Annotated in this window: 17 protein-coding genes; 5 read left to right on the top strand and 12 right to left on the bottom strand. The window is 64.4% G+C overall.

Annotated features, from left to right (window positions below):
• Nucleotides 1-145 precede the first annotated feature (145 nt).
• From leuC to ACMDCR_RS31360, 12 genes are all read right to left on the bottom strand, one after another.
• Nucleotides 146-1,603 (bottom strand): 3-isopropylmalate dehydratase large subunit, encoded by a 1,458-nt coding sequence (gene leuC, locus ACMDCR_RS31415; RefSeq protein ID WP_413990380.1) that lies wholly within the window; start codon nucleotides 1,601-1,603, stop codon nucleotides 146-148.
• A 168-nt stretch (nucleotides 1,604-1,771) separates the two neighbouring features.
• Entirely contained in the window at nucleotides 1,772-2,524 is a 753-nt protein-coding gene (locus ACMDCR_RS31410) for a phosphodiester glycosidase family protein (RefSeq protein ID WP_413990379.1), read from the bottom strand.
• A gap of 30 nt (nucleotides 2,525-2,554) precedes the next feature.
• A complete protein-coding gene (locus tag ACMDCR_RS31405) occupies nucleotides 2,555-3,196 on the bottom strand; it encodes a LysE family translocator (RefSeq protein ID WP_413990378.1) in 642 nt (213 codons plus the stop codon).
• Between the two features lie 78 nt (nucleotides 3,197-3,274).
• The gene (locus ACMDCR_RS31400; RefSeq protein WP_413990377.1) at nucleotides 3,275-5,494 is read right to left on the bottom strand and encodes a mechanosensitive ion channel family protein; all 2,220 of its coding nucleotides are present in this window, start codon (nucleotides 5,492-5,494) and stop codon (nucleotides 3,275-3,277) included.
• Nucleotides 5,495-5,585: 91 nt separating this feature from the next.
• On the bottom strand, nucleotides 5,586-6,320 hold the full coding sequence (locus ACMDCR_RS31395; RefSeq protein ID WP_413990376.1) for an FkbM family methyltransferase: 735 nt from the start codon (nucleotides 6,318-6,320) through the stop codon (nucleotides 5,586-5,588).
• On the bottom strand, nucleotides 6,317-7,420 hold the full coding sequence (locus ACMDCR_RS31390; RefSeq protein WP_413990375.1) for a radical SAM protein: 1,104 nt from the start codon (nucleotides 7,418-7,420) through the stop codon (nucleotides 6,317-6,319). The genes ACMDCR_RS31395 and ACMDCR_RS31390 overlap by 4 nt, the downstream gene beginning before the upstream one ends.
• 240 nt (nucleotides 7,421-7,660) lie before the next feature.
• Nucleotides 7,661-8,092 carry a hypothetical protein gene (locus tag ACMDCR_RS31385; RefSeq protein WP_413990374.1) on the bottom strand — a complete coding sequence of 144 codons (432 nt, stop codon included), beginning with the start codon at nucleotides 8,090-8,092 and terminating at the stop codon, nucleotides 7,661-7,663.
• A gap of 44 nt (nucleotides 8,093-8,136) precedes the next feature.
• A complete protein-coding gene (locus ACMDCR_RS31380; protein ID WP_413990373.1) occupies nucleotides 8,137-9,804 on the bottom strand; it encodes an adenylate/guanylate cyclase domain-containing protein in 1,668 nt (555 codons plus the stop codon).
• A 325-nt stretch (nucleotides 9,805-10,129) separates the two neighbouring features.
• Nucleotides 10,130-10,492, bottom strand: a complete 363-nt coding sequence (locus tag ACMDCR_RS31375; protein ID WP_413990372.1) for a VOC family protein — start codon at nucleotides 10,490-10,492, stop codon at nucleotides 10,130-10,132.
• Nucleotides 10,493-10,499: 7 nt separating this feature from the next.
• Nucleotides 10,500-11,768 (bottom strand): serine hydrolase domain-containing protein, encoded by a 1,269-nt coding sequence (locus ACMDCR_RS31370; RefSeq protein ID WP_413990371.1) that lies wholly within the window; start codon nucleotides 11,766-11,768, stop codon nucleotides 10,500-10,502.
• A 64-nt stretch (nucleotides 11,769-11,832) separates the two neighbouring features.
• Nucleotides 11,833-12,276 carry a cyclic nucleotide-binding domain-containing protein gene (locus tag ACMDCR_RS31365; RefSeq protein ID WP_413990370.1) on the bottom strand — a complete coding sequence of 148 codons (444 nt, stop codon included), beginning with the start codon at nucleotides 12,274-12,276 and terminating at the stop codon, nucleotides 11,833-11,835.
• 70 nt (nucleotides 12,277-12,346) lie between these two features.
• The gene (locus ACMDCR_RS31360) at nucleotides 12,347-15,136 is read right to left on the bottom strand and encodes an ABC transporter transmembrane domain-containing protein (protein WP_413990369.1); all 2,790 of its coding nucleotides are present in this window, start codon (nucleotides 15,134-15,136) and stop codon (nucleotides 12,347-12,349) included.
• 284 nt (nucleotides 15,137-15,420) lie between these two features.
• On the opposite strand from ACMDCR_RS31360, the gene ACMDCR_RS31355 reads away from it, so the two are divergent.
• The 5 genes from ACMDCR_RS31355 to ACMDCR_RS31335 all read left to right on the top strand — a co-directional run bounded on the left by ACMDCR_RS31355 (nucleotide 15,421) and on the right by ACMDCR_RS31335 (nucleotide 21,816).
• Nucleotides 15,421-16,698: a glycosyltransferase family protein gene (locus ACMDCR_RS31355; protein ID WP_413990368.1), complete on the top strand. Its 1,278-nt coding sequence runs from the start codon at nucleotides 15,421-15,423 to the stop codon at nucleotides 16,696-16,698.
• A gap of 22 nt (nucleotides 16,699-16,720) precedes the next feature.
• The gene (locus ACMDCR_RS31350; protein ID WP_413990367.1) at nucleotides 16,721-17,980 is read left to right on the top strand and encodes a glycosyltransferase family 4 protein; all 1,260 of its coding nucleotides are present in this window, start codon (nucleotides 16,721-16,723) and stop codon (nucleotides 17,978-17,980) included.
• Entirely contained in the window at nucleotides 17,977-18,513 is a 537-nt protein-coding gene (locus ACMDCR_RS31345) for a class I SAM-dependent methyltransferase (RefSeq protein WP_413990366.1), read from the top strand. The genes ACMDCR_RS31350 and ACMDCR_RS31345 overlap by 4 nt, the downstream gene beginning before the upstream one ends.
• A 178-nt stretch (nucleotides 18,514-18,691) precedes the next feature.
• Nucleotides 18,692-19,822: a 2Fe-2S iron-sulfur cluster-binding protein gene (locus tag ACMDCR_RS31340; RefSeq protein WP_413990365.1), complete on the top strand. Its 1,131-nt coding sequence runs from the start codon at nucleotides 18,692-18,694 to the stop codon at nucleotides 19,820-19,822.
• Nucleotides 19,819-21,816: a mechanosensitive ion channel family protein gene (locus ACMDCR_RS31335; protein ID WP_413990364.1), complete on the top strand. Its 1,998-nt coding sequence runs from the start codon at nucleotides 19,819-19,821 to the stop codon at nucleotides 21,814-21,816. Before ACMDCR_RS31340 ends, ACMDCR_RS31335 begins: the two co-directional genes overlap by 4 nt.
• Nucleotides 21,817-21,857 lie beyond the last annotated feature (41 nt).

Raw genomic sequence — 21,857 nt, 5'->3', positions numbered from 1 at the left:
TGACGGAGGGGGTGTGGCCAGAATAGAGTGAGGGAACCATCGACCCGGTCTCCTTTTCACGCGCCTTATCCTGACCACACCCCCTCCGAGCTTGCTTCGCAAGCCCACCTCCCCCAGCTTCGTGGGGGAGGCTCGCGTCGCACCCTTACGCCAGGGCCGCGACCTTTTCCCATTCGCGGATATCGACGAAATGACCGGCGATGGCGGCGGCGGCGGCCATCTGCGGCGAGACGAGGTGGGTGCGGCCCTTGTAGCCCTGGCGGCCCTCGAAGTTGCGATTCGAGGTCGAGGCGCAGCGCTCGCCCGGAGCCAGCTTGTCCGCGTTCATAGCCAGGCACATCGAGCAACCAGGCTCGCGCCAGTCGAAGCCGGCGGCGCGGAAGATCTTGTCGAGACCCTCGGCCTCGGCCTGCATCTTCACCAAGCCCGAACCTGGCACGATCATGGCGTTGACATTGGCGTTGACGGTATGGCCGGCGACGATGCCGGCAACGGCGCGCAGATCCTCGATGCGGCCGTTGGTGCACGAGCCGATGAAGACGCGATCGAGCTTGAGATCCTGGATGCGCTCGCCGCCCTTCAGGCCCATATAGGCCAGGGCGCGCTCGATCGATGCCCGCTTGTGGTCGTTCGCGGCATCCTCGACGCGTGGCACGGTACCGGTGATCGAAGCGACGTCCTCGGGGCTGGTGCCCCAGGTCACGATCGGCGGCAGGGAGGCAGCGTCGAGTTTCACCTCACGGTCGAAATGCGCGCCCTCCTCGGTGTAGAGCGTGCTCCAATAGGCCATCGCCTGGTCCCAAGCAGCGCCTTGGGGCGCCTTGGGGCGGCCCTTGAGGTAGGCATAGGTCTTCTCGTCCGGCGCGATCAGGCCGGCACGGGCGCCGCCCTCGATCGACATGTTGCAGATCGTCATCCGGCCTTCCATCGAAAGCGCGCGTACGGCCTCGCCGGCATATTCGAGCACATGTCCGGTGCCGCCCGCGGTGCCGATTTCGCCGATGATCGCGAGGATGATGTCCTTGGCCGTCACCCCTTCGGGAAGCTTCCCGTCGACGGTGACGCGCATGTTCTTCGCCTTCTTCTGGATCAGCGTCTGCGTGGCCAGCACATGCTCGACCTCGGAGGTGCCGATGCCGTGGGCGAGCGCCCCGAAAGCACCGTGCGTCGAGGTGTGGCTGTCGCCGCATACGATGGTGGTGCCGGGCAGCGTGAAGCCCTGCTCGGGGCCGACGATGTGGACGATGCCCTGGCGCTTGTCGAGCTCGGAATAATATTCAACGCCGAAATCCCTGGCGTTCTGGGCCAGCGTTTCCACCTGCATGGCGCTCTCGGGATCGTCGATCCCCTTGGAGCGGTCGGTGGTCGGCACGTTGTGGTCGACGACGGCCAGCGTGCGCTGGGGCGAGTGCACCTTGCGGCCGGAGACGCGCAGGCCCTCGAAAGCCTGCGGGCTCGTCACCTCATGCACGAGGTGGCGGTCGATATAGAGCAGGCTTGTCCCATCGGGCGCGGTTTCGACGAGGTGGTCGTCCCAGATCTTGTCGTAGAGGGTGCGGGGAGCCATGGCATTTCCTGCGTGTGACGTGATTTTGACGGTCATTTAGTCAAAAACGGGCCGTTGGAAAAGAGTGTAAAAACTACCAGCCTCGCATGGTAATTTATCGAAGCGCTGGAAACGCGGAGTGGCGGTCTCCGACCGCCGTCTTTCTTCGGAACAGAGTGCTTCGCTTGCAGCGAAGAATGGCGGTCGGAGACCGCCACTCCAGCCTCACGGTCCTTCCGTTACGCCCACCATCGGCCCCAGGCTGTTCCAGCCGCCGATGCCGGGCATGGGTGGGGCGTAGAGGGTTGAGATCGAGCCATCGAGGAAGAGGGCGTTCTGGGTGCCCAGCCGGTCACGGAAGAGCTGGGCGAAGTCGTGGAAGCTCACCGGTTCGGTCGAGATGGCGAAGATAACGATCTTGCCGTCGCGCACGCCGACCCCGTTTCGCATCTTCTCCGAAGGCCCGTCCGGCTGTATCTTGGGGTGGATCTGGCCGTCGATCACCAGCATCGGTCCGGACTGGGTGGCAAAGCGGGCATTGATGCGCGATTTCAGGAAGCGGCTCGTCTCCATCACACCGGCCTTGCCGTCGCCGAAGTAGAACACGCCGTTGGGTTTCAGGTGGAAATTGCCGAAACCGTTGCGGGTGTTGGCGTTGTGGAGCAGCCGTCCATTCTCGATGTAAAGGCCCACCGGGCCGAGCGCCTTGTCATACATGCCGGCGTTCATGGCGAAGATCAGCTTCTTGCCCTGGGCGCCCAACTCGTCGGCAAGCCGGCTGGTGCTGCCGAGCGGCGTGCCGTCGGCGCCACGCCAATAGAGGGCCAGCGCGTCATTGCTCAGGTCGAAGCGGCAGACGATATAGGCACGCCCCTGCTCGGTCAGGTTCTCGCAGGCGGCCTGGGCCGAGGCGGCGAAGCCGGTGATCGAGGCGGCAAATATCAGGCCAAGCAGCGCCCGGCGCAGAAACGATAGCAATAAACCGCTCCCATAAAGAACTTCGACGGCTCAGCGCGCCTGCGTTGTCAGGATCTTGAACGCGAACACGCCGAACACGCCGGCGAAGGTATAGTCGATGCCCCGCAGGAAGCGCGGGCGCGCCTTCAGCCAGGACACCACCCTTTCGGCGCCGAGAATCAGAATGAACGCAAGTGGCACATTGATGGCAATGAAATAGAGTCCCAGGAAGAAAAGTTTCTGGGAAGCATGCGGATCCCCGGCATCGACAAATTGCGGCAGGAAGGTCAGGAAAAACAGTACCACTTTGGGATTGGTCAGATTGATGCCGAGCCCCGTCATGAAGGTGGGCCAGAAGCCGCCCATCGGCTTGCCCTCGTCCTTCACGTTGAGAGCCGAACCCGAGCGGATGGCGTTGATGGCGAGCCAGAGCAGGTAGAGCGCACCAACCACCTTCAGCACCGTGAAGGCAGTGGCACTGGCGGCGAGCACGGCGGAGAGCCCCACAGCCGCAAAGAAGGTGTGAAACACGCAGCCGACCTGCGTGCCCAGCATGGCCGCCGTGCCGCCGCGCCGGCCGCCCGAGATCGTCTTGGCCAGCCACAGGCTCATATCCGGGCCCGGCGTGATGAACAGCAGCACGCAGGCGGCCGAGTAGATCAGCAGCGTATGGGAATCGGGCAGGAAGTTCATGGCGACCATCCGTCGACGATGGGTACGGGCTTTCTCAGCCTGCTACACCCAGATCGCACCTGACGGAAGATATTTCCTTCAGGCCCCCGGCAGGACGGGCGCAGCGGCGGCCGCGGCCGTCGAGATTGCCGCGCCGGCCACCACGTCAGGCACCACCTGGCCGCCGATCGTACGCACGGAAACCGCGCCGCTGGCGAACTCGATGCCCTGTTCGGGCAGGATGCGCACCAGACGCTTGAGGCCCTCACGCTGGATGAAGGTCGGCTTGTTCGGCTTCACGGTGAATTTGAAGCGCACCACGATGGCGTTGTCGACGATGTCGGAGACGCCCTGCATCTTGAGTGGGGCGAGGAACTCCTCCTTCATCTCGGGGTCTTCGAGCATGTCCTGGCCGATCTTCTTGACAGCCTTGCGCAGCTTTTCGAGATCGGTGTCGGTGGCGAAGCGCAGTGTGAACTTGATGGTGGACCAGTCGCGGCTGTAATTCGTGACCTGCCCGAGCTGGCCATAGGGGATGGTGTGCACCGGCCCGTTCTGGTGGCGCAGACGCAGGGAGCGAAGCGTAAAGCCCTCGACCGTGCCCTTGGCCTTGCCGACGTCGATGTACTCGCCGACCCGGAAGGCATCGTCCACCAGGAAGAACACACCTGAGACGACGTCCTTCACCAGGGTCTGGGAGCCGAACGAGATGGCGAGACCGAAGATGGAGGCGCCGGCGATCAGCGGCGTGACGTTGACGCCGAGCTGGGTGAGGATGGTCAGCACCGCCATGATGGCGAGGGCGATGGCAAGGCCGATACGCAGCAGCGGCATCAGCGTGGCGATGCGCGAGGCCGTGGCCAGCGGGACGTCCTCGTCCGCGGCACCAAGGCCTGGCGGCAGGGTTTGGCCGGAATTGTTGCTGGCGTAGCGGTCGGTGAAGTAGCGCACCAGCTCCCAGGCCGCATAGGCGGTAAAAGCCGTGAGAGCAGCCGCCATCATGCTGCTGGAAATCCGGCTGAATTCATCCCCCGCCATCATGCCGCTGGCATCGACGGCCCAGGTGCGCGCAAGCAGGGCGGCGGCCGCGATCAGGATGCCGAAGCGGGCACAGCGGGCAAGTGCCTCGGCACCGCGTGGATGCACGACGTGGACTCCGCCTTCCGAGCGGTGCTGCAGCAGGATGCGCAGGCGATGCACCAGCGACTCGAGGAGCAGCAATCCCACCACGATGGCCAATGTAAGCGCGAGAGCCCTCGGCACGTTCGAACGCCCTGTCACGGCACCATATATGTCGGCGACGGCGAACGACACGAACATGATCACCGCCGCGATCAGCCAGTGTCGAGCCAGGCTCCTCTTGATCGGACTGGCATGGGCGGGATTGGTGACGCCGATGAACCAGTGGCTGACGGGCCGGTTCAGCCATGCGCAAATGGCGATCATGCCGGCCGCCATGATAATGGCGCTATAGAGCTGGGCGGAGCCGATCGCCACCGCGGGCGATTCCAAGGCCACCAGAATACGCGACACGGCTCCGTTGACCAGCAGCAGGAGCAGGGACAGCGAGACGCCGAAATAGATGCGTCGGGCGTCCGCATCCGCCAGGTCCGGTAAACGCGCCTTCGGCAACCATGGCTGCAGCGTAAAGCGGAAAAGCGCCTGCACCACGCGCCAGAGCATCACCAGGCCGAGGATGGCGGTGGAAAAGCGCGTCTGCGGCATGTCGCCTATGAAGCGGATGGCCTGGCAGGCGTTGCCGACCAGCCAGAGGGCGAGCAGCGGGGGGATCTCGAGTGCGAACAGCAGGATGAGGGCCCGTACGCCGTGCAGGCCCCGCATGCCGTCGGCGACCCGCCGGCGCAATGGCGTCAGCAGCAGCCTCACCAGCCACTCGGTGAAGAGGACCAGCGCGGCGGCGGCGAACAGCAGCAGGAAATAGGACCCCACCGTCCGCCCCTGATTCATGGGGGCATCGAGGCGCTCACCGAGATGGCGGAACTCGGTGCCAAGCGCCGGCAGGCCGGTGGCCAATTCGCCGATCTCCATGAACATCTCGGTCTGCTCGGTGCTGGCCATGTCCATGCCGGCGCCGCTGTCGGCCGCCGGCTTCGGCGGCTGCTTCTCCTTTTCCTTGTCCGACATCTTCTTCATCACAGCCTGGCTGATCGCGTCGACCATCTGATCCATCTGCTGCTGGGACATGGCGGGGGAAGAGGCCGGGGGGGTCTGGGCCGGCGGTGCGGTCTGCGCCAGCGCCGCGGAAGCCGCGAGGGCTAGGCCTATCAAGACGCAACAAATCCAGGCTGAGCGTCTCACTCTCGTCTCCCCCCGCTCGAACTCCCAGATGGGAGATGTGCAATTCACGACATAGTGTCGGGCTTGGGTCAATGGCAATGGAATGCCATTGCTACTTGCGCGTGAGCGCAATCGTGGAGTTCACGGAACGGGAGATCGGGGCCTCGTCGGTATCGAGGCTGCGCAGGACATAGTCGCCCAGGGATTGCTCGGCCGCCAAGGTCAGTGCCTCCATCTCATCCGCCGTGCGCCCGGCCTTGGCCAGCAGGCGCGGATGGAACGCGATCAGCGCCGCCACGGTGCGCGGCCCCAGCAGCGGGGCAAGATGCGGCAGCAGCCCGTATTCGGCACCCTCGACATCCATCTTCAGGACGATGCGGCCGGCATCCGCGGCCATGGCGGCGATCTCGCTGGGCAGGATGGCCGCAGCGTCCCACAAGGCGACGCCGCTGTCGGCGGCCAGGATGCTGCCCATGCTGTCGCCGGGCTTCCTGGGCGAACCGAGGCGCACGCGCCCCGGCGTCGGGGAAACCGCCGCATTGTGCAGTGTGATGCGGGGCGCCAGCGCTGGATTGGCGGCTACATTGGCCCGGATGAGTTCGAACGCGCGCGGATCCGGCTCGAAGGTCAATACCCTCGCGCCGAGCGCCGCGGCCAGGAGGGTGATCGGGCCGATCCAGCCTCCGATATCGATGAAGAGCGTGTCCTCGTCCACCAGCGCGCGCACGCTCGCCAGCGTCTCCGGCTCCCAGGCGCCGGCGGCAGCCTTATTCCAGAAGCCGTCCTTGTCGTCGGCGGTATTGAAACGGGCACCACCGACGGCAAGGCTGCGAATTCCCGCACTCACGCGGCGACTTTCCCAGGCTCGACGGCTTTCTGGCGGCGCAGTTTGTCGAGCTTGATCTTGAAGCCCATGTTGTCCGCGTTGGAATAGGAGCAGCTCTGGCAGATCTCGAACTGCTTGGTGTAGCCGTGCCGGCGGGCCTTGGCGGCCTCGTCGGAGAGATAGGCGCTCTTGAAGCCGACCTTGTCGACATTGGGCAGCTTGATCATGCGGTCATAGTCGATGCAGCACAGGCCGAGGTCTCCCTCCCAGAACACCACGGTCTGGTAAAGCGGCACGTCGCAGAGCAGGCTGATCTTCTCGTTCTGGTGGCGCTGCAGCTCGTGGTTCCTCGGAACGAGATGGCCATATTTCGTCTGCTGGTCCTCGTCAGTGTAGGAGCCGAGGCTGAAGGTCTTGAAGCGAACCTGGTCGAAGCCGATATTGTCGGCCCATTCCACCATCGCATCGATCTGCTTTTCCGAATAGGAGGTGAGCAGCGTCTGCAGCACCGTCACCGTCTTGGTGGCCCCGAGGCGCTGCTTGATGGCGAGGAAATTCTCGATATTGGCCTTCACCTGGTCGAATTTCGAGCCGACGCGGTAGGATTCCTGCGCTTCGGCGTCGAAGCCATCGATGCACAGATTGATGCGGCCGAGCCCGGCCTCGAGCATCTTCTCGATAAGTTCCGAGGAAAGCTTGGTGGCGTTGGTGGAGACGAAAGTGTCGTGCCCGTGCTCGCTGGCATAGGCGATCATCTCCGGCAGAGCCTTGTTCATGGTCGGCTCGCCGGAGAAGTTGAAATACATCGCCGGCTTGAGCGGTTCGTCGACGAAGTCGTCGACGATCTGGCGGAAGATCTCCATCTTCATCAGGCCGCGCGGGCGCGTCATCGCGAAGGTCACCGGGCAGACGGGGCAGCGCAGGTTGCAGCTGTTGGTGACATCGACCACGATGATGGTCGGCAGCTTCTTGAAATAGCTGAGCGGAATATGGCTGGCGGCGTAGGTGAACGCCTTGCGCGCCAGAGGCGATTTCTGGATCTGGTCCGTCAGCTTGTCGCGCACGCGGTGCAAGAGCTTGGGGGCAGCGGACTTCGTTCCGATCGCAGTCAAATCAAGCACGGTCTTCTCCTTGTCGCGCTCCGGTTCAAGGCCGGAGGCTTGCAACTTGTGTAGCGCAGAATTCGGGCAAGAGCGACAGGCGCGCGTCACTTTTGGGTGAGGCGAGAATCAGGAAATTTCGCAAACCTCAATTTCGCACCAAGCCCTCAGGCCGCTGCGCGCGGTGTGATTTCGGCCAACTCGGCTGCTATGGCCCTCCGCCGTTCCATGAGTTCGTAGTCGGCCTGTGAGGTTTTCCATTCACTGCAAACCCAGCTTCTTCTCCCATTCCTTTAGAAGTCCGACTGACAGCGACTCACATGGATTGCCATCGGTAATTGAACCAATCTGATCGTCCGCGAGCTCAAACTCGATCTCTGCAGAATAACGAAAGGAATAGGCGCTCAGAAAATCGATGAGAATTTTCACATCGTAATAATTTCTCAGATCGTCTTCTCTATTCAGTTTGCCTCGCCAAGCATTGAGCACTTTCAATTCGCCGCCAATGCTAAAACTCTCCCCCTCCTCATCCTCGTCCTCGAAAAAAAGCGATGGAGCTGCGATCGACCGTTCTCGACTTTCTGTAAGCTCCGTGAAGTGCTGAGAGAACTCATCGAGGAATTGCGCGAATATCTCTCCCGATATGTAGAAGGTGAATAGCTGAATATCCGGCCGGCTTGAATTAAAGGGCATCGAAATCCTCACTGACCTACAAGTCATACTCCTGCACGCTCCCCTCACTCAGCCGGGACCGTTGCCTCATCCAGCGTATACAGCGCAATCGGCTTGTCCCTGCCCACGATATGCAGGTTCTTGCCGTTCTGGCGGCGCAGGCTGAGGCCGGAGCGTTGCACGGCCTCCTCCGAGATCAGGCAGTCGGTGAGGTGGTCCTTGGTCGCGGCCTCCAGGCGCCCGGCGATGGTCACGGTCTCGCCGAGGGCCACCAGGCGCATGCCGCGCTGAGCGTCGCCGACGCGGGCAATGATGGCGCTGCCGGAATGGATGCCGATGCCGACACGCAGGGGCATCGCCAGCGCCGCCCCGAATTCGGTATTGAGTTCTTCGACGCTCTTCAGCATGTCCTGCGCGGCGCGGACGGCGTTGTAGGCGCCTTGCCCCTTGTCGTCGTCGAGGCCGAAGATGGCGATGAGGCCGTCGGCGGCAAAGGCGTCGACGCGCCCGCCATGGGCCTCGGCGGCCTGCGTCATCTCCTGCACGAAGCGGTTCATCAGGAGCACGATGTCGTAGGGCACCTGCAGCCGCGTCATGGAATTGAAGGCGCGGATATCGACGAACAAGGCGGTGATCTCGCGCTCCGCGCCCCAGCGGTAGAGATCGTCGCCGCTTCGTCCGCGCATGCCGGTCGGCACGATCGGCAGCAGGATCTGCACCGAGAGGTCGTGGTCCGGGCGCAGCTGGCAGGCGAGGCGCACATTGCCGGGCGCGGAGATGCGCTCCAGCATGGCGCGCTCGGCAATGTGCGGCGCGGGCATGGCGGTGGGGTCGGAGGTGATGGCCACACGGCAGGTGGAGCAGCGTCCGCGGCCGCCGCATTGGGCGGGATGGGGAATGGCGTTGGCGCGGCTCGCCTCCAGCACGGTGGTGCCACGCGGGATCTTGAAAGTGCCGTGGCCGACATAGCGGATGGTGATCGAGCCCGAGCGCAGCCGCAGCAGCACGCGCAGGAACATCACCAGGGCAACGAGGGCAAGCAGGCCGGCAAAGCCGAGGGACAGCCTCTGGCCGAGCGTCAACAGGGCGATGGTGTCGTTCACCTTGAGGGGTGCGGGCGTATAGCCCATCGCGGCGATCTCGCGGCCGGCGGCGAAGAAGCCGGCCAGCGCCAGGGTGGGGAGCATGCCGGTGGAGAGGATCAGGGGGTCGCGCCAGCGCGCGTAGAATTTGCGCGAGCGCAACGTCTGGCCGATGCCGATGCAGCCATGCGTCCAGGCGCAGAGCAACAGCAGGATCTGCTTGATCTGGTCGCCCTGCCAGATGCGCGCCAGCACCTCCGTATAGCTCTCGCTATAGCCATAATAGGCGGTGATGCGGGTGCCCAGCACATGGCCGATCAGGAAATAGGGGATGGCGAGGCCGAGAGCGATCTGTATCAGGTCTTCGAGGGGCATGCGCGAGATGCGCCGGGTGGTCAGGCGCTTCAGCGCCAGGAGGGCATGTACGAGGAAGGCGCCGTAGAGCAGCCCGGTGCCGACCGGCGATTGCCAGACCCAGATGCGCCAGGCCTGCACGGCCTCCAGCACGCCGACGCCGAAAATGCCGAGCGCGTGGTTCAACAGGTGCGTCGTGACGAACACGAAGAGCACGACACCGGCCCATAGCCGCAGCTCGCGTTCCCGCGGAAGACGCAATGCAATCCGCCCCGGTGCGGTATCAATGTCGCTCATTCAGCAAGACTCGATGGAAGCCGCTCCGGGAATCGCCACCCGATGCAACAAGCTCAATAAGGTAGGTGAAATACGGCGCAAGAGCGAGACAGGCGATGCTCCGTTCCTGCGTCATCAGCCGCCACTGACGCGACGGTGATTCGAAGAGACGGCGCCTGATCCTCACAAAGTCCGGACGAGCTCGATGAGGGCATCGACCTCGTCCGCATTGTTGTAGTAATGCGGCGATGCACGCACAAGGGCGGGAAGGCCGGCATCGGCGCAGCGCACGCATTGTTGAGATGGGCGCGATGGGCATGATCGGCCGAAGAAATTGTCGCTCGGATCAGAGGCGCTGCATAAGCTCGATCCGGTTGCCGAACGGGTCGGCGACATAACAGCGCTCATAGCCCGGGAGAGCCTCGTCCTCGATGGCGGCGACACCCGCCTCCTGCAGCCTTCGGGTGAGGTTGGCCAGGTCATCGACAAGGAAAGCCGGATGGGCCTTGCGGGCAGGCTTGAATTCGGCCTCGACGCCCAGATGCACCCGCACGCTACCCTGTTCGAACCAGCAGCCGCCCCGCGCGGCGAGAGCCGGCGGCTTGGGCGTCTCGGCAAGGCCGAGCAGGCCCTGATAAAAACGCCTGGCTGCTGCCTCCTGCCCCGCCGGCATGGCAAGCTGGACGTGGTCAATGGCGAGGAGGGGCATGTCTTTCCTATTCCCGCTCGGCCTTTGCGAGCACGCTTTGCCAGAGCGCATCCAGCATCGCCTCGCGGGGGTCGTCGACGGGCTGGCGGCGCACGGCGGTGTGTACCATGACCAGCTGGGATTGCGGATCGATGAAGATGCGCTGGCCGTAAATGCCCCTCAGTTCGAAGGTCCGGCGCGGCCCCGGCATCAGCCAGACCAGATAACCATAGCCGCTGGGGCGTTCACTCTTGTCCAGCGCGAGATAGGAGCCAGCCGCGACAGGCAGGGTGGCATCGAGGATCCATTGGCGGGGAATGATCTGCCGGCCGTTCCAGGCGCCATCATGGGCGAGGAGCAGGGCGAAGCGGGCGTAATCGCGGAGCACGGCATTGAAGCAGCAGGATGCAATCTCCTGGCCGGAGGCGTCGACACGCCAGCTTGCCTGCGCCTCCGCGCCCATGGGCTGCCAGATGCGGCTCTCCAGATAGCGGCTCAATGGCATATGGGTGGCGCGCGCCAGCACGAGGCCGAGGATTTCTGCGTTGACATTGGCATAGCGCCAAAGCGTGTCGGGCGGCGCGATACGTGTCTTGAACGATGGCAGCGCGGCCAGGATATCCGGCATGTCGCCGGACACCTGCAGGCGGTTATGGCGGGTGAGTTCGCTGTCCGGGCCGTAATCCTGCTCGAATCCAATGCCGGAAGCCATATGCAGCAAGGCCCTGAGAGGCGTGCGCCCAAGCTCGCTGCCGGCGAGTTCCGAAACGTAGGTTGCCGCCGGGTCGTCGACCGAACGAATGGCGCCTTCCGCGATGGCGATGCCCACAAGCATGCCCACCAGGGTCTTCGACAGGGATAGCGATGTCAGGCGGTCGTGGTCGGTGCGTCCATACTGGTAGTGCTCGAACAGGATCGTATCGCCACGCGCGATCAACAGGCCGGTGGTGGCGTTGCGCTTGAGATAGTCCTCGATCGAATAGGTAACGCCCCACCGCGTGAAGCTGGCGGAGAATTCGCGGGCGGCACGTTTGAGCGTCGACGCGTGGCCTGGCGCCGCGACGGCACGTGTGGGAAACAAGAGATCGTAATGGCTGAAGCCGCCCACCATGTTCGACTGCTGCTCGATGGGCATGGCGGCAGGATAGCCGAGAGGTTCGCCATAAAATTCGGCATCGAAACCGGTGGGCGAGAACACGGGAGCCGCGCCGCCAGTCTGCGCCGTTTGGGCCTGCGCGCCGAGGCCGGCGATGGAAAGCAGAAGGCCGGCGAGAAAGAGGGTTCCGGGCACGCGCATGAAAACACCTCGCTCAAGGCCAGGCCCTATCCTTCATGCGTCGACGCAAGCTTTCCAGTCGCCCTCACTGAGCGTGGATGCCTTCATGCATTGCCACCTGCATGACGCGGCGGGCGAGTTCCTTGGCGATGGACAGCGAGAATTGCGGGCTGTCCTGGATCATGCGCAACAGGCAGTCCTTGTTGATGCGCATTACCGAAAGCGGGGTGAGGGCGCGGGCCGACGTGAAGCGTTTGGCGTCGCACAGGATCGCGACCTCGCCGATCATGGCGCCGGGGCCATCCTGGCCGATGACGCTCATGCCTTCGCCCGTCTGCGCCATGAACTCGACTTCGCCCTTGAGGATCACATAGGCAGCGTCGGGAATTTCACCGCAGCGGAAGAGATAGTCACCCTTCTCAAAGGTGATCTGCTCGCTCATGCAGGCCAGCAGGCGCATCTTGCAGGGGTCGATGCCCGTGAAGATCGGTGCATTCCTGATGGTCTTGACTTCCAGATCCAGATCCAAGGCCACACTCCCAACCCAACAACCGATCGTTGAGCGATCAAGGCGAAATCCAGACTCACTGAAGCATTATCTAGGCACTCCGCGCAAGCTCTACAACATCCCGGCTAACGATTCTTGCACCTTCGAACTGAACGATCCGGTCAAAACCCTCCGCTTCCTCGCTCTCGGCCAGGGTGGCGATCAGCGTGCGGCCCTTCATGGCCTGGCGGATGCTGGCGAGCAGCCCCTCCGCCTCGGCTGGCGTGAAGGCAAGGAAGGCGTTCTCCATCACCAGGATCTGCGGATTGGCGATCAGGGCGCGGGCGATGGCGACGCGGGCACGCTGGGCCGGCTGCAACTGCCAGCCGCCCTTGCCGACTTCGAACTCCATGCCCAGCGCGAGGATGTGCCTTTCGAGATCGAGTTCCTTGACCACGCCACGCGCCACAGCATAGACGCGCTCCGGAGCATTGGCGATGCCATAGGAGATGCGGCCGAACAGGATGTTGTCGCCGACCGGGGCGGCCCGCATGTAGCGATCGGGATCATAGAACTCGATCTCGTCGGAATAATGCGATGGCAGGTGGTCGCGGAAGCTCTGGCGCGCGCGCAGCACTCGCCTGGAAAAGGCTTCGTCCACCAGGCCGAGGCGGTGCCGAGGCTCGATATAGGCGAGTCCGGCGCCGAGCAGGCGGGTGCGCGCCGAGGCCGAGAGGGCCCGCGTCGTGCCACGGGCATGGACGGAGTCGACGATCTCCTGGAAACGCGGCAGATCCTCGGGACGGATGGCGGAATAGCGCTCGAACACCGGGTGTTCGGGCGGCAGGCCGGCAAAGGTCTCCACCGCCATCTCGGCCATGTGGAGGCCAAGGTCGATCAGGGGCTCCATCAGCGCCTCGGCCTCCAGGATGGAGCGCACGAAGATGTCGCGCTGAAGCGTATCCATGCGCAGCCTCTTGCCCTTGGGCACGCCGAACAGCAGGTTCTCGCCGACGGAGGCGCCGGCGTTGTAAAGCCGCGGGTCGAAGGAATCGACGAGGTGCGACATGCCCTTCTCGGCCAGGCGCTCGCGCACCACATGGCGGGCATGCACGAAGAGTTCGAGGAACTCGTCGCCATAGCTGTCGTCGAAACGCCCGCGCACGCCGAAGCGGTTGATGTCTGGCAGGGCGCCGGCAACCTCGAGGGCGCGGTGCAAGGCCTCATAGACCTGGTCCGGCCCCTCGACGCCCAGCGCACGGTAATCGATCCAGTCGGCATTGGCGGTGACCAGCGGATTGCCGGAGCGACGCGATTCCACGAAGGCGCGGTATTGCTCGTTGTCGGACACCAGCACCGAGATATCCCCGAGCGAGGGCGGCCGGCGCTTGGCGGCGAACAGGATATTGTCGCGGATCGAGCCCGGTGAGAGATGGCTGTCCGATCCGACGAAGCTCAGGATCTGGCTGAGCTCCACGTCGGAGAAGGTCGAAATCTCGGCCTCGCCGATCTTCACGCTGCCCTGATAGGCCAGATATTGGCGGCCGATGATGCGCGCGAGGATGTCGCGCCCGGTACCGACAGCGCCGGTGAGCGCGACATGGCTCGGCCGCTCGAGCTGCAGCGACAGCCGGTCGAGCAGCGGCACGCCGCGCGCATCCTGCACGCTCACCGAAGTGAGCTGGATCGGGGCATCCGACGGCGGCAGGTCCTGCTTGTGGGCCGGCTCGAAATCGGGCAGCAGCCGATCGGGTGAGAACTGGGCCGAGACCTGCTCATACTTGACCTGCACGTCCTGGCGCTGCTGATCCCAAAGGATCAGGTCGTTGATAGGCGGCGGCAGATCCTTGTAGGCGTTGATGACGGCCACGAGCTGGCCGATGTTAACGCTGCCGGCAAGCGCGAAATAGCCACCCACGGCGAAGAACATGAAGGGCGTGATCTGGGCCAGCAGGTTGTTGAGGAACTTGACCGCGAATTTGCGTTTGAACAGGGTGGTGCGGATCTGATAGAGCCCACCCAGCCGGTCTCCTATGTCAGCCTCGACATAGCGCGTGGCGCCGAAGGTATGCAGGGCAGGGGCCGTCTCGACGGCCTCGCCAATGCGTCCGGCGAGCTGGCGCGAGGCGAGCTGCCGCATGCGCCCCAGGCGAATCTGTTCCCGCCTCAGATAGGGGATGACGATGGCCTGCACCAGCACGACGGCGAGAGCCGCCAGCCCCATGCTCGGGCTTTGAACCAGGATGAACACCAACGCGGTACCGGCCTGACTCAGCAGGAAGACGGGCTGGATGAAGGCATCGCCGATGAAGCCACCGATCGGGTCGACCTCGTCCTTGATCATGCCGGCGACCTCGGCCGGCTTCAGCGGTGCGATGTCCTCGGGGCGAAAACGCATCAGGATGGCGAAGAGATCGAAGCGCATGCGCCGCAGCATGCGTTCGCCCAGGATACCCTTGCGGATATTGATGACGTATTTGAAGGCGCCGTTGATCAGCACCATCACGAGGAACCAGCAGCTCAGCGCGATGAGGTATGGCAGGCGCGTGAATTCGATGCCGTCGAAAATCTTCCAGGTGTAGCCGCCCAGATAGCTCGGCAGCGAAATCGACCATGCGAACAGGCGCGCGGTCTGGTTTGCATGACTGGTTGCGCCATGCTCCACCAGGATCTTCCAGCGCCCGCCGCCGAGATAATCGGGCAGGTAGGCCGTCCAGTCGATCAAGCTCATGGCTTGACCTGCGACCTTGAACGCGTCGCCCTGAATGGCATCGTTCACGATGCGCTTGGGGATTTCCAGCGCGATCCAATTGAAGGGAAGCGAGACCAGAATCACCAGCAGCAGAAAAATCTGCTCACCGCGAGAATGCCGCCAGATATATCGGAACAGACTAGGGTCCAACGTGCGACGCCTATGGTTATTTCCGTTGAAGTAGGAATTCGAGGCCCGCACGTCAACGCGGGCAAGGGTCACGAAATCATCAAGGGACCTTGATATCAGAGTCGCAACTATCGGCGCATCCCCCGTTGTGGCTAGGCAATCGTGTGGATATGATATCTGCGAGTGGTGCTGGCTTGCCGCGGCTGGCCCACCTTACTTGATGCGGAAACCTCGGCCTAAGTGTCGGACAAGACTTCGGATTTTTGCATGAAGAGCATCCTACCAGGCGCGGGGGGCTTATAGATATGTTGCATCAGCCCGGGCCGGGGGGAAGCTCCCGCCGCGCGCAACGCGCCTTTTCTGGCCCGCGCGTGATGATCTACAGCCACGATACTTTTGGCCTGGGCCATCTCAGGCGGTCGCGTGCCATTGCCAACCGCCTGGTCGAAGGCCATCCGGACGCCTCGATCGTCATCATCTCGGGCTCGCCTATCATCGGGAGCTTCGAATTCGGTGACGGCGTCGATTATGTGCGCGTGCCGGGCGTGGTGAAGCACGCCAATGGCGACTACACCACCCTCAGCCTCAACATGCCGCTCGACGAAGCGGTGGCAATGCGCGAGGGGATCATCCTGCAGACGGCGCGCACGCTGAGGCCGGACCTCGTCATCGTCGACAAGGAACCGACGGGCTTCCGCGGCGAATTGCTGCCGGCACTCGAGGAATTGCGCAAAGGCGGCGCCCGAATCGTGCTGGGCGTGCGCGACGTGATGGACGAGCCCACCGTCCTCGCCGAGGAATGGGAGCGCAAGGGCGCCGTGGATGCGCTGGTCCGCTATTATGACGACATCTGGGTCTATGGCCTGCGCGAGATCTACGAACCGCTGGCTGGTCTCGACCTGCCGGAGCATGTGCGGCGTCGCATCGTCTATACCGGCTTCCTGCGTCGCGAGCTGCCCCCTCTGCCCCAGCTGATGCGCTATCCCCGGCTCACCAAGGGCCCGTTCATCCTGGTTACCACCGGCGGCGGCGGCGACGGGCATGAACTGATCGACTGGGTGCTGTCGGCCTACGAGCAGGATCCGGGCATCCCGACGCCGGCGCTGCTGGTCTTCGGACCCTTCGTGGCGCGAGACCGGCGCGGGCCCTTCATGGATCGCATCGCGCGGCTGCCCAATGTCGATGCCATCACCTTCGACGCCAAGATCGAGCACCTGATGATGAAGGCGCAGGGCATCGTCTCGATGGGCGGCTACAACACCTTCTGCGAGATCCTGTCGCTCGACAAGCGCGCGCTCATCGTGCCGCGCACGACGCCCCGGCGCGAACAGTCGATCCGGGCCGAGCAGGCCGCTCGCATAGGCCTCGTCAGCATGCTCGACGGCGACAATCTCAATCCTGGCGCCAAGCGCGATGCCATGGCGATGGCGCGGGCGATCCGCCATCTGCCCGAGCAGCCGCTGCCTTCGAAGGCCTTCCTGCCTCATCTCCTGGAGGGGCTCGACCGCATCGAGAAGCTGACGACGCCATGGTTCGACGCCAGGATGAACGCCGTCCAGCTGGATCGCGTCGCCTCCAAATGACCGGCGTGCGCTGAACCCATCCATGGCGCCTGTCCGATCCCCCATTGCCGTGGTCGTCAAGGGCTATCCGCGCCTGTCCGAGACCTTCATCGCCCAGGAGATCCTGGCGCTGGAGAAGGCGGGCTTCGCGATCGAGATCTGGTCGCTACGCCATCCGACCGATGGAGCGGTGCACCTGCTGAACAAGCAGATCAAGGCCAGGGCCGTCTACCTGCCGGAATATCTCTACCAGGCGCCGGGGCGAGTCCTGGCCGGAGCGCTCACTGCCCTTGCCCGGCCTCGTCTCTTCAGGTTGCTGGGCCTGTTCCTGCGCGATCTCAGCCGCGATTTCAGCGCCAATCGCGGTCGCCGTCTCGGCCAGGCCCTGGTGATGGCGCGCGAGCTCGATCCGGCCATAGGACATATCCACGTGCATTATCTGCACACGCCCGCCTCGGTGGTGCGCTATGCGGCGCTGCTGACCGGGCGAACCTTCAGCTTCTCGGCCCATGCCAAGGATATCTGGACCACGACGGACTGGGAAAAGCGTGAGAAGATCGCCGACAGTTCATGGGGCGTCACCTGCACGCGCGCCGGCGTCGATATCCTCCGGAAGCTGGCGCCTCCGTCGGACCCCGATCGGGTCAGCCTCCTCTATCACGGCCTCGACCTCGCCCGTTTTCCCGAGCCGCCGCGTGATCGGCCGGCTCGCGATGGCCGCAACGGCGACGATCCGGTGCAACTCGTCACCGTCGGGCGGGCGGTGGCAAAGAAGGGCTTCGACGATCTGCTCGACGCCCTGGCGGAGCTGCCCGCCGGCCTCCATTGGCGGCTCAGCCATATCGGCACGGGCGAATTGCGCGCTGCCCTGAAGGCCGAGGCCGAGCGGCTGGGGCTTGCCGACCGCATCACCTGGCGCGGGGCGCTGGCGCAGGACGAGGTCATTGCGGCCTTGCGCGCCGCCGACATTTTCGTGCTGCCTTGCAAGGAGGGTGAAGCCGGGGATCGCGACGGCCTGCCCAATGTCATCATGGAGGCGGCGACGCAGGCTTTGCCCATCGCCTCCACCCGCTTTGCCGGCGTGCCGGAATTTGTGCGCGAGGGCGAGGAGGGCCTGCTGGTGCCTCCACAGGATCCAGCCGCGCTGTCGCAAGCCCTTGCGACCCTGATCGGGGATCCTGCCTTGCGGCGGAAACTCGGCAATGGCGCGCGCCGGCGCGTGAGCGAAGCCTTTTCCTTCGAGGCCGGCATTGCCGTTCTCGCAGAAAGGTTCGATGCCATATTGGCGGGGAAGGAAGCATGAGCCGCCTCGACAGCTTCATCCGGCGGGTGACGGCCCAGCGCGACGTGCTCGATCATGTCTGCACGCTGCTGGTTGACCTGCCGGGCCCGGTGATCGAGCTCGGCCTCGGCAATGGCCGCACCTTCCACCATCTGCGGGAGAAGCTCCCCCGCCGGCGTGTCATCGCCTTCGATCGTGCGCTCGGCGCCCATGAGAGTTCGATCCCGCCGGGGGAGGATCTGGTCATCGGCGAAATCAGCGAGACAGCCGCCCGCTTCGCCGGCATCGGTGCCGCACTCGTGCATGCCGACATCGAGACCAACTACCCCGATGTCGACGCCGAGACCGCCCGCTGGCTGCCGCCTCTCGCCGCCAGCCTCCTGCGGGAGGGTGGCATCGTCGCCAGCGGCCTGGCCCTGTGCCATCCGGAATTGGTGCCATTGAACCTACCCGTGGAGGTGCCCCATGAGCGGTATTTCCTGTATCGCCTGGGAGCGAGAACGTCCTCGTCCGCTCTTGAACCGGGAAGCTTGCAAGAAAGGCTGCAGCATTAAATACGCCAGCGCCTTTTCCTCATTGTGCAGCGGTTCAAGAGCGGACGGGACGTCCGCGCTGCCAGCATCACATCTGCGTCATGCAATTTGCAGGCGTGCGACGGCAAAGGTACGATTGTGAACTGAAGGTTCGGTCCTTGCGTATAGGGTGAACCGGTTCCAAGCGGGCGGCTCTTCCATGCTTCTCCCACCCTTCGTGCGTCGACTGCGTCTTCTCGGCGGCCTGGTGCTTCTGGTTTTCGCCCTGGGGCACCTGATCAATCTCGCCCTTGCCCTTGATTCGATCGAGGCAATGAACCAGGCCCGGGCCGTCCTGCTGGCGCCCTGGCGCACCCTGCCGGGCACCGTGTTGCTGGCGGGATCGATGCTGATTCACGCCGTTCTCGGCCTCCTCACCATCGCCTCACGTCGCAGCTTCGCGCTCTCGCGCACCGACTGGGTGCAACTGCTGCTCGGTGTCGCAACGGTGCCGCTCCTCATAAACCACCTCGCGCTGGTGGGAGTTTTCAAGACCCTCAACAGCCAGTTCCAGCCCGATTACGGCCTGCTCTTCGCGATCTTCTGGAAATATATGCCCACCAACGCCTTGCTCCAGGTGCTGGGGGTGGTGGCCGTATGGGTGCATGGTGCCATAGGCCTCTATACCTGGCTGGTCCTGCGGCCGGCGTGGCGGCGGATCGGGCCGCTGGTGACGCCTCTCTTCTTCCTGGTGCCGATCGCCGCGCTGCTCGGCTTTGCACAGGGCGGCAAGGATGTGATGGTCCGCCTCGCCGGCAACGGCGAATGGCAGGCGAAGATCGCCGACAACATGGCGCTCATCACCGCTTCCAAGGCCGAGATCGACAGCATCAGGAACGGGATGCTGCTGGGTTATTCGATCCTGACTCTTCTCGCCTTCGCGACTTTCATCATGAGGGCCCTGCGCACCAGGGCCCAGCCCGTGCCGGTGCTCTATGATGGCGGCGTTTCGGCCTCCGGCAAGCGCGGGCTCTCGGTGCTGGAAGTCAGCCTGCTCAACCATGTTCCGCATGCCCATGTCTGTTCGGGTCGGGCGCGTTGCGGTACCTGCCTGATCGAGGTCGACAGCGGCGCCCAGGGGCTGACGTCGATCAAGGGAGACGAAGCGGCCACGCTTCATCGCATCCATGCGAGACCGGGGCAGCGCCTCGCCTGCCAGGCACGCCTCACAGGCGCGCCGGTCGAGGTCACGCGGCTGCGCCCGGCCTATGCCGACGCCTCCGCTTCGCGCAATCCGGAAGAATGGAAGCCGGTCCTGCCGCCTGTCGCCACCGCCGAAGGTGCGCCATGAGAAAGCCTGCCGAGATTGTCGCCGCCTCCATGGTCCTGCTTGCCGGCCTGACGCAGGCCGCGCTCGCCCAATCCGCCGGCGTTCAGGCCGCATCGGCCTCGGAAAGCGCGGAGGCGCAGGTCTCCGGGTTGATCGGTGGCATCCTTGTGGCGGCCAAGCACCGGCTGTCGGGCCTGGCCGCCGATATCTTCGAGGCGCCGGGCGAACTCATGCGCCTGATGAGCGATGCCTCCACCGCCATGCCCACCGGCAATGGCATTCTCACCATCACCTATGGCCTCATCCTCGTCATTGTCGGGGCTGGCGCGGAGTGGCTCTACTGGACCTATGCCTCTCCGGTGGTGCGCGCGGTGGAGTCGGCGCCCGTGGCCAACCCCCGCCAGGGTTTCCGCCTGGCGATGCGGCGTTTCGGTATGCGCTTCTTCGGGCTCGCCCTCTTCGTCGTCGGCATCGTCGGCGCGGCCGCCTATTTCAACTGGCCATCGGGCTTCGACGGGTTCGTCATCGCCTCGATCCTGCTTACGATGATCGTGCGTTTCGCCTGGCTGTGCGCGAACACCATCGCCTCGCCTGGCAATCCGCAATTGCGCCTGGCCGCAATCGAACCTGGCCATGCTGGCCGTTTCGTTGCCGCCACGGTCGGCATGGTCTTCCTGATCGCGCTCTCCTATTTCATTTTCGATCTCCTGGAACGCAGCGCCGGTGCACCGCATGCCGCTTCCGCCCTTCGCGTCCTTGCCACCACCCTGCTCGCCCTGATCGTATTGGCCGCCGTGCTCTCGGGCCATCGCCACGGCCACGCCCGGGCCAAGGCCAGTGGGCGCACGCCGCCACGCTTTCCCTATGCCTTCCTGGCAACGGCGCTGGTTCTCGGCATTTACGGCGTCTGGCTGGCCGCAGGCTCCAGGGCCGCCTCGCTCTTCGCCATCACGGCTATCGTCGCGGCGATCCAGACGCAGTTGCGCGACTGGGTGTTCTTCTTCTGGCCGGAGGAGGTGCTACCCACCGAGGGCACGTCGGGTGCCGGGCTCGTGCCCAATATCGTGCTTTCGCTCTCGCGCTATGCGGTGGTGATCCTCGGCATCGGTGCTGCCGTCCTCGCACTGGGCGCGCCGCTGACCGACATGGCGATGAACAACGACAATCCCCTGATGCGCTTCGTGCTGCATCTGCTCGGCGTCGCGGGCCTGGCGCTCGCCACCAATATCGGCTGGATCGCCGTGCGCGAGCTGATCGACCGCCGCCTGCGCGCCATCGGCCCCTTCGATCCGCATGGCGAGGCCGGCCCCAATGCCCGCCTGCTCACGCTGCTGCCGCTGATGCGCATGACCAGCGCCATCGTCTTCCTGGTGCTGCTCGTGCTCTCGGCCCTGTGGACACTCGGCATCGAGATTACGCCGCTCCTGGCCGGCGCCGGCGTCTTTGGCCTGGCGCTGGGTTTCGGTGCCCAGGCGCTGGTGCGCGACGTCATCGCCGGCATCTTCTATCTCGTCGAGGATGTCTTCCGCATCGGCGAATATATCGAGAGCGGCACCACAACGAAGGGCACGGTGGAGCGCATCACCCTACGCACGGTGGCGCTGCGCCACCATAACGGGCCGCTGCATTTCGTGCCCTATGGCTCCCTCGGCACGGTGCGCAACAATTCGCGCGACTGGGTGATCGAGAAGTTCAACCTGCCACTGCCGGTCAATGTCGATTCCGAGCAGATACGGAAGATCGTCAAGAAGGTCGGCGAAGCCATGAAGGCCGACCCCGACGTCGGCCCCCTGATGCGCGAGCCGCTCAAGACGAAACTTTACCGCATCGACCCCGGCGTGAAGATCTTCCGGTGCAAGTTCCAGACCGCGCCGGGCAAGCAGTTCGACGTGCGCGCCCAGGCCTTCAGGCGCATCGAGGCCGCGCTGAAGGAGGCCGGCATTCCATTCGCCGACGGCACGCAGACCGTGCTGATCCCGGGCGGCGGCACACAGCCTGCTGCCGCCGCAGCGTGAGGAGGTCTTGCGTCCGGCGAAATCTGCAAGCATGCGAGGCG

Source organism: Labrys okinawensis, assembly GCF_047345005.1.
GTDB classification, from domain to species: domain Bacteria; phylum Pseudomonadota; class Alphaproteobacteria; order Rhizobiales; family Labraceae; genus Labrys; species Labrys okinawensis.
The sequence above is the reverse complement of the archived record's forward strand: the minus strand, read 5'-3'. Positions and strand labels throughout refer to the sequence as shown.

What these genes read in the sequence shown, in the direction of transcription:
- ACMDCR_RS31350 (WP_413990367.1), top strand. Translation starts at nt 16,721, where the DNA reads ATGGCGCCTGTCCGATCCCCCATTGCCGTGGTCGTCAAGGGCTATCCG.
- leuC (WP_413990380.1), bottom strand. Translation starts at nt 1,603, where the DNA reads ATGACCGTCAAAATCACGTCACACGCAGGAAATGCCATGGCTCCCCGC.
- ACMDCR_RS31375 (WP_413990372.1), bottom strand. Translation starts at nt 10,492, where the DNA reads ATGCCCCTCCTCGCCATTGACCACGTCCAGCTTGCCATGCCGGCGGGG.
- ACMDCR_RS31335 (WP_413990364.1), top strand. Translation starts at nt 19,819, where the DNA reads ATGAGAAAGCCTGCCGAGATTGTCGCCGCCTCCATGGTCCTGCTTGCC.
- ACMDCR_RS31355 (WP_413990368.1), top strand. Translation starts at nt 15,421, where the DNA reads ATGTTGCATCAGCCCGGGCCGGGGGGAAGCTCCCGCCGCGCGCAACGC.
- ACMDCR_RS31340 (WP_413990365.1), top strand. Translation starts at nt 18,692, where the DNA reads ATGCTTCTCCCACCCTTCGTGCGTCGACTGCGTCTTCTCGGCGGCCTG.
- ACMDCR_RS31405 (WP_413990378.1), bottom strand. Translation starts at nt 3,196, where the DNA reads ATGAACTTCCTGCCCGATTCCCATACGCTGCTGATCTACTCGGCCGCC.
- ACMDCR_RS31370 (WP_413990371.1), bottom strand. Translation starts at nt 11,768, where the DNA reads ATGCGCGTGCCCGGAACCCTCTTTCTCGCCGGCCTTCTGCTTTCCATC.
- ACMDCR_RS31385 (WP_413990374.1), bottom strand. Translation starts at nt 8,092, where the DNA reads ATGCCCTTTAATTCAAGCCGGCCGGATATTCAGCTATTCACCTTCTAC.
- ACMDCR_RS31380 (WP_413990373.1), bottom strand. Translation starts at nt 9,804, where the DNA reads ATGAGCGACATTGATACCGCACCGGGGCGGATTGCATTGCGTCTTCCG.
- ACMDCR_RS31345 (WP_413990366.1), top strand. Translation starts at nt 17,977, where the DNA reads ATGAGCCGCCTCGACAGCTTCATCCGGCGGGTGACGGCCCAGCGCGAC.